Source organism: Candidatus Woesearchaeota archaeon, from assembly GCA_018303425.1.
Taxonomy (GTDB): domain Archaea; phylum Nanobdellota; class Nanobdellia; order Woesearchaeales; family JAGVYF01; genus JAGVYF01.
The window spans coordinates 1-11,740 of the sequence record JAGVYF010000014.1 but is presented as its reverse complement, the minus strand read 5'-3'; the positions used below and the strand labels follow the sequence as shown (position 1 = coordinate 11,740).

The following is an 11,740-nucleotide window of genomic DNA, read 5'->3' as shown; positions in this document are numbered from 1 at the left end:
TATTGTTAATGTTGACCTACATTTTCTTTATCATTTGCAACCTCGCTTATATTTTGTTGCACAAATAAGAAAGTGTAAACCTAATTCAGGATAGTAGAGGTTAGTTCTAATATATGTGTTATCTCGTAATTATTTCGCATCTTTAATGCTGTTGCTGATTAGCTTAACGCCGATAGCGTTAGCAGCCAGCGCCCCGATTAATAGCGAATTAAGTTCATCAGACAGAGCAAAGTTTGATGAAATATTAGAACCCGTGATGATGATATACAATTTCATCAAGTATATCGCTAGTGTAATTGCTGTAATATTTTTAGCATATTCAGGGATTGCATACATGACATCAGGTTCTGACCCTAAAAAAAGAGATCAAGCCAAAAACATTGCAGGTTATGTTATTATAGGTTTAATCATAATCTGGGCTACGCCATTAATTGGGGGGTTGTTGGTATGAAGGCAATTTTTGCCTTCTTTTTATTTTTAGTATTAATTTCATCGGTGTCTGCAATAGACTGCAATATGTTAGATAATAAAGAATTGTGCAAACAAATACAAAGTTCAGGTTTAAGCCAAAGCGATAAAGATTATTTACTATCAGATATAATCGCAGACCAAAAGAATTTTCCTGCGCATGATTTTGTTAGAGATTGGAATTTGCAGATTGATACATCTAAAAGACCTATTGACGTTAAAATATATAATCAGAAATTTATTAAAAATGCGTGGGCTAAAATCTTAACAATAATGCCTTCTATTAAAGAAAATAATATTATTTACCATACTTCTCAAGGCGAAGTATTGTCCGCTTTTGATTATGAGGTGCAGTTGCCAACAAGTACAGAAAGTGGAGATTGTAAAACTATATATTATCTAGAAGAAAACCAAGCTCAATTAAAAGTTTATGTAAATAATGTTTATCAAGATTCAGGGGATTTAGTTAAATTCATTACAAATAAAGATGCTAATATTAAAATTGTGTATGACATAAAAGTAAAAGTCAAGGTTAAACATTATGAAAAGAATAGATACTGCACAAGAAGGGAAAATGGCAAATGCGTTAGGCATAATAGTAAATGCGAATATGATTACTCAGAATCCAGAACTGATACATTAAGGATAACTGATTATTTGTCTGGAAGATATTATAACCCGCAGATAACTGCAAACTTTCAAGTTACTGACAAATATGCTGACACAATTAAAGGAAATTTGACTGCAAAAGATTATACTTCTTTACATTTATCTTTTAACAATGCTGAATTAAACAAATATGGTTATGCGTATAGTGTTGAATGGACAAAAGATAATATTATTAATGTTAAAGCTGATAAAGAAGAAACAATTAAACTAAACAATTTAGTTTATGATAATAATGCAGTTAAAGTTAGTAATGTAGATGGATGCAAATTAATTGCGCATAATTTCTTTGATAAAACAATATTTCCATGCAATCTTAATTTTAAAGATGTAGATTTAAAGTTGGAAACTGACAAATTGGTTTACAATATTGGTGAGACTATAAAAGTAAAAGTTGAACCTTCAAATCAAGAGTTTAAAGTAGAGTATGCAGACCAAACTTTTAATGTTAAAGGAGATTTAGAGATTAAATCTGTTTACCCACACAACAAGGTATCTATAGAGCATAATGGTCGCGTATATGAAACAATTTTCCATGTCAGGAATAATCTAGCGTTGTATGTTTTGTTTTCTTTAAGCGTGTTTGTAGCTATAAATTACGTGATTGTTGCATTACTAAAAAAGTATTGGGGTGTATTAGCATGAGCTGTGGTTTAACAATCTTATCTTCCTGTTCCGATAAATCAACTAATATTTTGGTCATCTATTACACCTTGTTATACTAAATAACATGAAGCTATATACAAATCTTTGGTTATTTTTGGTGTTTTCTCGCCCCTTTCTTCTTGTTTTCAAAGTATCGTTTCGCTCAAAAGATAAAACTGAAATCCCCAGTCCTACGAACATATAGTCTGCTACGCAGGAATTGATTAGAATTAAAGTAATAAAAAACTACGTTAGCCCTTAAAGTCTCGGCAATGGAAAAACTCTCTTCGTTCCCTTCGGTCACTACGAGCCACGCTGCGCTCTCCCTACGATTTTATACTCCCTTCGGTCGTTAAAAATCTTCGGTCGGGTCTCTTAACAGCGGAAGCCGTCCCGCAATCCCCTCCAGCGCACCTTCAAAAAACAAAAAAGTAAATCTAGCAACCAACTCTCTGCCCTATTTTCCAAATCTTTTGTAAATTCTTTTCATTTTATTTGATTATATGCATATTCCAATGTTTCTTTATGCGCCCAGCCCTCATTCGCTTGTTTAATCAGGCTTTGCACTCTAACAGCATATTTATCCTTTAACAAACTATCTTTTTTTAAAATCTCCACCATCATACTAAAAACTTTCTCGATTGCAGAATAAAAGTTTTCTTGGAACCGCCAATCAGTTTTTTCTAATGCGTATGCTTTTTTGATGTAATAAAGATACAGTTCGACTAAATCAGAATCTTGAGGATTTGCTTTCTTAAAATCATTCAAAGCCTGTCTTGCGTCTTTTAAGCTCATTAGTTCAAAACATGAAAATGAGGAATCAATCTTTTTACAAGTTATAACATAAAATTTATTTGAATTTGAAAATAACTTCTTATACAAAAAAGCCTCATTTTCTTTATTTAATTTCTTCAATTCTACAAGTAACGTAATTAACTGTTCCTTATTCAAATTTTTAAAATCTTTCAATAATGGTGGACTTAATAGTGAAGATTTATATCTCATTTTTTAGACTCTAACTCCTTTTTCTTCTTTTTTTCCAGATATAGGTAATTTTCTTTAGAAAGAATTGATTTTCCTATCTTTTGTTCTAGTTCTCTTCGTGTATTCTTTGCTATATCTCCGCCTTCTTTTGCAGTCTGCTTTAAATGAAGAAGGTCTTTGGCATCTTTTGCGATAGTAATATCTGTTGTGGCTTTTTCTCCAACCATATTTAAGATAAGCTCCCAGTCAGTCATGTGGTCTCTAAGATTTTGTTTTGGCTTCTTTAATCCCTTAAACTCTTTGTATTCACCAACAGTTTTGCCAAATGTTGCTTTAGATATTTCATTAGTTAGAATCGCAAAATCCTTCTGTTCTTCAACGCCTCTATTTTTCCATTCATCTGTTAGCTCTTGTCTTATAGCTATACCTTTTAATCGCTTATCAATCCACTCTTTAGGATAGCCTTTAAGCTCATAATACTCTTTTACCCTATCTTGAGCTAGTTCTGGGTTTTCTATTTCTTCAATTCTTTCTTTAGCTAATTGAGCCAACCATTGCTTAAATGGTTCAGTTTTCTTTGAAGGAATAGATTGTATTAACCTAAATGCGTTTTTCGTGTTTACACAATCTGTATTGTAATATTTACCATCAGCAGCTTTTAATTTCAGTTGTACCCAAATTGGGGACAACTCAAGCTGGATGAATTCCCTGTCCTTGACCTTTCCCCAGTACTGTCTTGGAGTAGGGCTATCTGTGAGAACTTCTACTATATCAACAACAGAATAAAACCATTCATTTTCATGCCAGAGTCTTCTTATTTTCTTATCTTGAAAGACAATTAGGGAGTTGTGGGGGGATATCATTGGGGTATCTCCTTGCGAAAATCTTTTAGAATTTTTAATAATTTGAGTATACAATAGGAAACAAATACAGTTTCTGCTTCATTTATCTTGTCAGAGGGTAATCTACCATGTAAAAGCTCATTTCTTAGATTAACTTGGTCTCTATCGGTTAATAAGACTTTTAATGATTTTTGAAAATCTACGCCTATAACTTCTTTAACATTTTCATTTTCTAATAAACCATCTAACATTATACATCTAAAAAACTTAGTCTTATGCTGTTCTAAAACGACCTCAACCTTACCTGCTTTTTTTACTATTCGCCTTATCAGTTCTTCTATATATGGCATTAGTATGTGAATACCTGTTAAATAATCTGATTGTTCTATAACAAAATCGAGACCAGATTTAAGAGTTGGCTTAATATCTATCAGTTCTTCCTGTTCCAAGCTTAATTCTGATCTTCTTCCATTTATCAGTTCCCATCCTTATAGTCTTACCTAGATAATAGAATATCTTATCCCCTGATTTTACCTTATCTATGTAGACCATAATATACTTATTGTCCACATATTATATAAATATTTCTATTTTGTGGACAACACTAAATTCGTCTAATCCAGAGTGAGATATGCTCGTGGTATTTTAAGTGGTTAACAAGAATTGTGTGGTGGGTACGATTGACATAAACTTTAAAAATAAGTATGAGTTCATCGATTTATGAAATATCCAATTAAAGTTTATCTAACTGACATATATAAAGCTGCAATCGGAGGTATTGTTGTAGGATTTATTATGAGATTAGGACAAATTAAGAAGAAATAAATTTCGGAGTTTGTAACTTCTCAGTTCGCTTTGCTCACTCGACCACGTTGCACTCTCGCTTCGCTCGGGGAAACTAACAGGGTCGCAATGTTAGACATAATATCTTATTTCAGACCTTGATTACGTTGCCTTCAACTTTAAACATTTTACCTAAAAATTGTTCAATTACCCACATATTTGTCTGAGTATGCGGGGTGATTTTTGAAGTTTTAATAGAACCGCCATTTATAGCTAAAAATGGAAGTAAATTGTCTGCCAAGTATTCATCAACGGGCGCCTGTGATTTTATTTCAGAGATTAGTTTTTGCGCGCATTCTTCACCTATATTCTCTGAAGATTTACCTTTTGTCCCTAACATGTCTGCTCCTAATAAAATGGGGTTGTCAAAATCTGTTTCTTGCTTTAGCGAGAAACGCGCCCAGAGCGTTAAGCCTGATCCCTGAGAAAGGGTTTCACAATATTCTGTATGAATATTTATAGGTGCATCAAGTTTTGCGAGTTCAAGTCTTGCTGAGTTTGCCTGTCTTTCTGCAACTCTTGCATTTTCTAGATCTTGTGAAGCATGCGAAATACCCTTAATTTGCAATAACTGGCCTTGATTAAGAAGATCAAATTGAGGTTTATTTATCCTGAAATCATCAATTAGTTCAAGGAAATTTGAATAATTTGATAATTGATGCTTAGGTCTTATTTTTATTTCGATTTCTCCCCCTCCTTTTGGATAATAACCTCTTTTGATAATACGTAATTCTATTTCGGCATATTTGGTTAAATGCGGGAGAATTACATTATTAAGATAATCTATTTGAGGTGACCAGGAAACGTCAGTGCCTCCTTTAATTTTAAATATTGTCTTTTTATCTGCAAACAATGCCGGAAGCAGTAAAGATTGCAACATTAAAGTTATTGAACCGGCTGTGCCGATATCAATTTCAACTTTTCCGCCTTTAATTTTTCCGGGAATGAATAATATTTTATTAGAACCTAAAATTGCATGGCCTATTTTGGCATTACAATATTTTTGCAATACTTTGATACAATGCAAATGTTGGTTTTTTAGGCCTGAATCTTTTCTTCCTTTTCTAATATGCTGCATTTCAAAAGGTGTGCCTGTTAAAGTTGATAAGGCCAGTGCCGTTCTTAATATTTGGCCTCCTCCTTCATTATATGAACCATCAATATATAACATATAAGTTGTGAAAGGTTAGCTTTATATATATTTTATCCTTTAATTAGTATATGAAAAGGATTGCTATTATTGCTTTAGGGGGTAATGCGTTAATTAAAAAAGGGGAAAAGGCATCAGTTTATAATCAGTTTAAACACGTTAAAAAAGCCTTGGAATCTATTTTGCCAATTATCAAGAAAGGCTATAAAATTGTAATAACATATGGCAATGGTCCGCAAATTGGAAATATTATTTTAAATTCTGAAACTACTAAAAAAACCTATAATATACCCATGGATGTTGCCGGCGCTCAGTCTCAGGGTGAAATAGGTTATATAATTCAACAAACTTTAGAAAATTTATTGCGAAAAAATAAAATTAAAAAAACAATTGCAACTGTGCTGACTCAAGTTGAAGTTGATAAAAATGATCCTGCTTTAAAAATCCCGACAAAGCCAGTTGGTTCATTTTATTCAAGACTGAAAGCGTCCAGGTTGAAAAAAAAATATCCCTTAAACTATGATGCAGGTCGCGGATATAGGAGAGTTGTACCTTCGCCCGAACCATTAAATATTCTTGAAGTTAAAGTTATACAACGGTTGTTAGAGGATAACATAATTGTGATTGCTGTAGGGGGCGGAGGTGTACCCGTTGTAAAAACAAAATATGGTTATAAGGGCATTGAAGCGGTGATTGACAAGGATTTAGCTTCGGCATGTTTGGCAAAAGCATTAAAAGCTGACGAATTAATCATATTAACATCTGTTGATAATGCATATTTAAATTTTAATACTAGGAGTCAGTATAAATTACAAATGGTAAGTTTAAAAGAAGCGCAAGTTTATTTAAAACAAAATCAGTTTGCTGAAGGTTCAATGAAACCTAAGATTGAATCTGCGATTAAATTTTTAAAATTTGGAGGCAATAAAGTTGTGATAACTTCGCCTGAGAAGTTTGGTAAGAATGGGACCCTGATGGTAAAATGAACAACAAATCGAAATTTTATAAAGATAAAATTAACGTTATTATTATGGGCGCGGCAGGCCGTGATTTTCATAATTTTAATACTTATTTTAGGGATAATCCTTATTATGACGTAGTAGCATTTACAGCCACTCAAATTCCAAATATATCAGGGCGTAAATATCCGTGGCAGTTAGCAGGCAAACTTTATCCAAAGGGTATACTTATTTATCTTGAAACAGAGTTAAATAGTTTGATTAAAAAATTGAAAGTTGATTATTGTTACCTTTCATATAGTGATTTATCATATAATTATGTGATGCATAAAGCTTCAGAAGTAATTGCTGCTGGTTCAAATTTTTCATTGTTAGGTTTTCATCAAACATCTTTAATTTCAAATAAACAAATTATTTCAGTTTGCGCTGTTCGGACTGGCGCAGGTAAAAGTTCAACTACACAAAAACTTTCTAAGTTTTTGAAAAATAAAGGGTTAAAGGTTGTAGTTGTAAGGCATCCAATGCCATATGGGGATTTATTGAAACAGACTGTTCAAAGATTTGAAACTTATGAAGATTTGAAAAAACATGACTGTACAATTGAAGAACGTGAAGAGTATGAACCTCACATTAAAAATGGATTAGTGGTTTATGCCGGTGTTGATTATGAAAGGGTATTGCGCGCGGCAGAGAAAGAAGCTGATATAATTATTTGGGACGGAGGAAATAATGATCTTCCATTTTTTAAACCTGATATTCATATAGTAGTGGTAGACCCTCATAGAGCAGGTGATGAAATTTCTTATTACCCCGGAGAGATTAATTTAAGGCTGGCGCATATTATAATTGTGAATAAAGTTAATACTGCCACAAAACGAGATATTTTGACAGTGTTAGAGAATATTAAAAAATATAATCCGAAAGCTTTAGTTATTCAGGCGGCTTTGAAAATTATTGTTGATAAACCTGAACTGTTAAAAGATAAAAAGGTTTTAGTTGTTGAAGATGGTCCAACACTAACGCATGGCGGAATGACTTATGGCGCAGGAACAATAGCTGCACGTGAGCATGGCGTTAAACAAATTGTTGACCCGCGCAGGTATGTTGTTGGCGAGATTAAGAAAACATTCAGAGATTATCCGCATATCGGTAAATTATTGCCTGCAATGGGTTATTCTGCAAGACAAAGGAAAGATTTGGAAAAAACAATCAATTCGGTGCCATGCGATGTTGTGATTGATGCGACTCCTATTGATTTAGAAAAACTTGTTAAAATAAAAAAGAGGATAGTTACAGTAGATTATGTATTGGATGAGATAGGGACGTCTTTAGGGGAAGTTGTTTTTCAAAAACTAAAGAAAAAAAGTAACTTTAAAAAAATATGAAACATTTTTTGACTTTAAAAGGCCTAACTAAAAAAGACCTGATTAAAATAATTAAAAAAGCGGTGTTAATCAAGAAATTTCCCTGGCGATATTCTCGGTCTTTAAAAAATAAAACTCTTCTTATGTTGTTTGCAAAGCCTTCTCTGCGTACTCGCCTGTCTTTTGAAACGGGCATGACTCAATTAGGGGGGCATGCAATATTTTATAGTATAAATGATTCTCCGCTAGGTGAAAAAGAAACTATCTATGATACTGCTGCTGTTGCATCAAAGTATGTTGATATTATAATGGCGCGGCTTTATGAACATTCCGACATTGAAGCGCTTGCCTGCAAATCTTCTGTTCCGGTTATTAATGCATTAACCAATTTTTCTCATCCTTGCCAAATCTTGGGAGATTTATTGACCATAATTGAAAAAAAGGGAAGGCCTGATAATTTAAAATTAGTTTATGCAGGTGATTCAAATAATAATGTAACCCATTCTCTCATGTATGGAACAAGTATCATGGGTATTGAAATGATTGTTTGTTGTCCGAAAAATAAGAAGTTTATGCCGAACCCAGAGGTTATTAAAGAAACTCAAGTTAAAGTTGTTCATAACATATCTGATGCTTTTAAAGGCGCAGACATTGTGTATACTGATTCTTGGATGAGTTATCATATTCCGAAACATCAGAAAAAGTTAAGGATGAAAATATTAAGACATTATCAAGTTACATATTCTATGATGTCTAAGGCAAAGAAAGATGCAATATTCATGCATTGTTTGCCTGCGCAACGCGGCATGGAAGTTACTGCTGAGGTTATTGATGGTAAGCAGTCTGTTGTGATTGATCAAGCAGAGAATAGGCTCCATGTGCAAAAGGCTTTGATGATATGGCTGTTAGATAATCTTAAAAGATAACCTTTATATAACTAGAATGCCAATGTTTAATGGAGATGTCTATTATCAGAAAGAGGTGATGTATGCTAACTTATCGCAATTATATTGGTGGTAAATGGGTCAGTTCTGATTCTAAAGAAATTTTCAAGAGCATTGATCCTGCAAGACCTTTACACATTCTGGGTTATTTTCAAAAGAGCACAAAAGAAGATGTTAAAACTGCTGTTGAAGCTGCCGGGAAAGCATATGAGCCATGGTCCGATGTGCCTGCGCCATACCGCGCCAAAGTTTTGTTTAATGTTCGCGATTTACTTATAAAAAATAAAGAGAGATTATCTCGATTATTAACTCTTGAAATGGGCAAAGTCTTGCCAGAAGCCCGAGGTGATGTACAGGAAGCCATTGATGTATTTGAATATATGGCGGGGGAAGGTCGGCGTTTATTTGGGCATACAACACCTTCTGAACTTAGAGATAAATTTTGTATGACGATTCGGAGACCAATTGGCATTGTTGGATTAATTACCCCTTGGAATTTTCCAATTGCAATTCCGGCATGGAAATTAGCGCCCGCATTAATTTGCGGCAATAGTGTTGTCTTTAAACCTGCAACTGACACGCCTTTATGCGCTATTAAACTGGTTGAAATTTTAGAGAAGGCAGGCGTACCAAAAGGAGCGGTTAATCTTATCACTGGCAGCGGTGCAGAGGTGGGGTCTGAAATTATTAAAAATAAAAAGATTCGCGCAATTTCGTTTACAGGCTCAAAAAAAGTTGGAGAATATGTAATGCAAAATGCCGGATTAAAAAAAGTGGGTTTAGAATTAGGGGGTAAAAATGCTATTATTGTAATGGATGATGCAAATTTGGATCTTGCAGTTGATGGTATTATTTGGGGAGGTTTTGGCACTACTGGTCAAAGATGCACGGCTGCTTCAAGAGTGATAGTACATTCAAAAATAAAGAAAAAGTTAGAAATTGCATTATTAAAAAAAATTAAAGGTTTAAGGCTCGGGCATGGTTTAAAAAGTACAACTGATGTTGGTCCTTTAATTAATAAAAGCGCGGTTGAGAAGACTCAAAAGTATACAGTAATAGGAAAAGAAGAAGGCGCAAAATTATTATGCGGCGGAAAAATTGTTAAGATGCTTGGTAATTTCTATACTCCTACATTATTTACGAATGTAACGCCGACAATGAGAATTGCAAAAGAAGAAATATTCGGTCCGGTTGTTTCTATTTTAGAAGCAAAAAATATAGATCAGGCAATTGAATTTGCCAATAGCGTTGATTATGGTTTGAGCTCTTCAATTTATACTAATGATATTAGAAATGCGTTTAAAGCAATGGAAAAAATAGAGGCGGGTTTGACTTATGTAAACTCTTCCACAATTGGTTCCGAGGTGCATTTGCCATTTGGCGGTGTGAAGGATACAGGCAATGGTACTAGAGAAGCAGGATGGGGCGGCATTGAAGAATTTTCAGAAGAAAAAACTTTATATGTTGATTATTCAAATAAGTTGCAGAAAGCGCAAATTGATGTTGTCAAATTTAAAAAATAAAAATTTTTTTAGTTATTAAATAAAACAATTTAGGGAAAATGAATTTAGAATACATTAATCCAGGGAAAAAAACAAAGGAAATCGTGAAGAGAGAGGACCAACTATTTTCTAAAGTTGCGACTCGCAGTTATATATTATCTCTTGAAAATGGGAAAGGGCCTTTTTTGTGGGATGCTGATGGGAAAAAATATTTAGATTTTGGTGCAGGTGTTGCAGTTGCTTCTAGCGGGCACAGGAATCCATGGGTATCAAAAGCTGTAAAGAAACAATCCAACAAAATATTCCATATCGGATATGCTGATTTTCACTCTTCTCTTCCTGTTGAATTTGCAGAGGAACTTAATACAGTAACCCCCAAAGGTTTAAACACTTTTTTTTATTCAAATTCTGGAACTGAGTTATTGCATTTGAGAATTGTTTTCATGGCAGAACAATGGGTTCATTATCAATGACAAATTCCAAACCTGTGCAACGTGAAAGATATAACCCTTTTTTATCAGTTAAACATGCTAAATTTGCTTATTGTTATAGGTGTCCATGGAAACAGGAATACGGAAAGTGTGATTTTTCATGTGTAAGTCATTTGGATAAATTAATTCTAGGTATGAATAAAAAGACTGCTGCGCTTTTTATGGAGCCTATCCAGGGCGAAGGGGGTTATATTGTGCCTCCAAGAGAATTTGTTAAAGGCGTTAGAAAATTATGCACTAAATACGATATATTGTATTGCGATGATGAAGTTCAGGCAGGGTATTTTAGGACCGGCAAATTTTTAGCTGTTAGTAATTTTGATGTTAAACCCGACATAATTTCAATGGGGAAAGGCATTGGGCACGGTTTACCGATTGGAGTAACAATTTCATCTAAAAAAATTATGGACTGGGTCTCTGGGGCTCATTCTAACACTTTTGGGGGTAATTTAATTGCATGCGCTGGGGCATTAGCAGGATTAAAGTATATGAAAAAATATAAAATTGAAGAAAATGTTGTGAATATTGGTTTTTATTTTAAAACAAGGTTGCTTGAGCTTTATGAAAAATATGAGATTATCGGTGATGTGCGCGGAATTGGTTTAATGCTTGGAATAGAGCTTGTCAAGAATAGAAAAACTAAAGAACCTGCAATACTAGAAAGAAATAAAATAGTGGTAGAATCTGCCAAACGAGGTTTAATTTTGTTGCCAACAGGCAAATCTGTTATAAGATTCTGCCCTCCTTTGATAATTAACAAAAATCATGTTGATACTGCAATCACTTTATTGGGGGATGTGTTAAGATGTCTGAATTATTAATGAAGTTAATGGAAATTAATGGCCCAAGCGGTTATGAACATAATGTTCGGGCTTTTATTAT

At 33.7% G+C, this 11,740-nt stretch carries 12 protein-coding genes; 8 read left to right on the top strand and 4 right to left on the bottom strand.

All coding sequences use genetic code 11. The features are described from left to right. Window positions 1-148: 148 nt before the first annotated feature. A complete protein-coding gene (locus J4418_02825; protein ID MBS3112988.1) occupies window positions 149-451 on the top strand; it encodes a hypothetical protein in 303 nt (100 codons plus the stop codon). Then, a complete protein-coding gene (locus tag J4418_02820) occupies window positions 448-1,779 on the top strand; it encodes a hypothetical protein (GenBank protein ID MBS3112987.1) in 1,332 nt (443 codons plus the stop codon). The genes J4418_02825 and J4418_02820 overlap by 4 nt, the downstream gene beginning before the upstream one ends. Window positions 1,780-2,265: 486 nt before the next feature. Here J4418_02820 and J4418_02815 read toward each other — a convergent pair whose 3' ends face one another. The 4 genes from J4418_02815 to J4418_02800 form a co-directional block, all read right to left on the bottom strand. Then, window positions 2,266-2,784, bottom strand: a complete 519-nt coding sequence (locus J4418_02815; GenBank protein MBS3112986.1) for a hypothetical protein — start codon at window positions 2,782-2,784, stop codon at window positions 2,266-2,268. Next, a complete protein-coding gene (locus tag J4418_02810; GenBank protein ID MBS3112985.1) occupies window positions 2,781-3,626 on the bottom strand; it encodes a phage antirepressor protein in 846 nt (281 codons plus the stop codon). Before J4418_02810 ends, J4418_02815 begins: the two co-directional genes overlap by 4 nt. After that, on the bottom strand, window positions 3,623-4,054 hold the full coding sequence (locus J4418_02805; GenBank protein ID MBS3112984.1) for a DUF4209 domain-containing protein: 432 nt from the start codon (window positions 4,052-4,054) through the stop codon (window positions 3,623-3,625). Before J4418_02805 ends, J4418_02810 begins: the two co-directional genes overlap by 4 nt. Before the next feature lie 485 nt (window positions 4,055-4,539). Then, the gene (locus J4418_02800) at window positions 4,540-5,619 is read right to left on the bottom strand and encodes an RNA 3'-terminal phosphate cyclase (protein ID MBS3112983.1); all 1,080 of its coding nucleotides are present in this window, start codon (window positions 5,617-5,619) and stop codon (window positions 4,540-4,542) included. Window positions 5,620-5,669: 50 nt separating this feature from the next. On the opposite strand from J4418_02800, the gene arcC reads away from it, so the two are divergent. The 6 genes from arcC (at window position 5,670) to J4418_02770 (ending at window position 11,679) form a co-directional block, all read left to right on the top strand. Further along, window positions 5,670-6,584, top strand: a complete 915-nt coding sequence (gene arcC / locus J4418_02795; protein ID MBS3112982.1) for a carbamate kinase — start codon at window positions 5,670-5,672, stop codon at window positions 6,582-6,584. Further along, window positions 6,581-7,942 carry a GTPase gene (locus J4418_02790; GenBank protein ID MBS3112981.1) on the top strand — a complete coding sequence of 454 codons (1,362 nt, stop codon included), beginning with the start codon at window positions 6,581-6,583 and terminating at the stop codon, window positions 7,940-7,942. The genes arcC and J4418_02790 overlap by 4 nt, the downstream gene beginning before the upstream one ends. Then, the gene (gene argF / locus J4418_02785) at window positions 7,939-8,847 is read left to right on the top strand and encodes an ornithine carbamoyltransferase (GenBank protein ID MBS3112980.1); all 909 of its coding nucleotides are present in this window, start codon (window positions 7,939-7,941) and stop codon (window positions 8,845-8,847) included. Before J4418_02790 ends, argF begins: the two co-directional genes overlap by 4 nt. Before the next feature lie 62 nt (window positions 8,848-8,909). Beyond that, the gene (locus tag J4418_02780; GenBank protein MBS3112979.1) at window positions 8,910-10,388 is read left to right on the top strand and encodes an aldehyde dehydrogenase family protein; all 1,479 of its coding nucleotides are present in this window, start codon (window positions 8,910-8,912) and stop codon (window positions 10,386-10,388) included. A 38-nt stretch (window positions 10,389-10,426) separates the two neighbouring features. After that, window positions 10,427-10,840 carry an aminotransferase class III-fold pyridoxal phosphate-dependent enzyme gene (locus J4418_02775; GenBank protein ID MBS3112978.1) on the top strand — a complete coding sequence of 138 codons (414 nt, stop codon included), beginning with the start codon at window positions 10,427-10,429 and terminating at the stop codon, window positions 10,838-10,840. Continuing rightward, window positions 10,822-11,679 carry an aminotransferase class III-fold pyridoxal phosphate-dependent enzyme gene (locus tag J4418_02770; GenBank protein MBS3112977.1) on the top strand — a complete coding sequence of 286 codons (858 nt, stop codon included), beginning with the start codon at window positions 10,822-10,824 and terminating at the stop codon, window positions 11,677-11,679. The genes J4418_02775 and J4418_02770 overlap by 19 nt, the downstream gene beginning before the upstream one ends. Window positions 11,680-11,740 lie beyond the last annotated feature (61 nt).

Bases quoted from the DNA above. Each gene is read 5' to 3' on its own strand.
- J4418_02820 (MBS3112987.1), top strand. From the start codon at position 448: ATGAAGGCAATTTTTGCCTTCTTTTTATTTTTAGTATTAATTTCATCG.
- J4418_02815 (MBS3112986.1), bottom strand. From the start codon at position 2,784: ATGAGATATAAATCTTCACTATTAAGTCCACCATTATTGAAAGATTTT.
- J4418_02810 (MBS3112985.1), bottom strand. From the start codon at position 3,626: ATGATATCCCCCCACAACTCCCTAATTGTCTTTCAAGATAAGAAAATA.
- J4418_02800 (MBS3112983.1), bottom strand. From the start codon at position 5,619: ATGTTATATATTGATGGTTCATATAATGAAGGAGGAGGCCAAATATTA.
- arcC (MBS3112982.1), top strand. From the start codon at position 5,670: ATGAAAAGGATTGCTATTATTGCTTTAGGGGGTAATGCGTTAATTAAA.
- J4418_02790 (MBS3112981.1), top strand. From the start codon at position 6,581: ATGAACAACAAATCGAAATTTTATAAAGATAAAATTAACGTTATTATT.
- argF (MBS3112980.1), top strand. From the start codon at position 7,939: ATGAAACATTTTTTGACTTTAAAAGGCCTAACTAAAAAAGACCTGATT.
- J4418_02780 (MBS3112979.1), top strand. From the start codon at position 8,910: ATGCTAACTTATCGCAATTATATTGGTGGTAAATGGGTCAGTTCTGAT.
- J4418_02775 (MBS3112978.1), top strand. From the start codon at position 10,427: ATGAATTTAGAATACATTAATCCAGGGAAAAAAACAAAGGAAATCGTG.
- J4418_02770 (MBS3112977.1), top strand. From the start codon at position 10,822: ATGGGTTCATTATCAATGACAAATTCCAAACCTGTGCAACGTGAAAGA.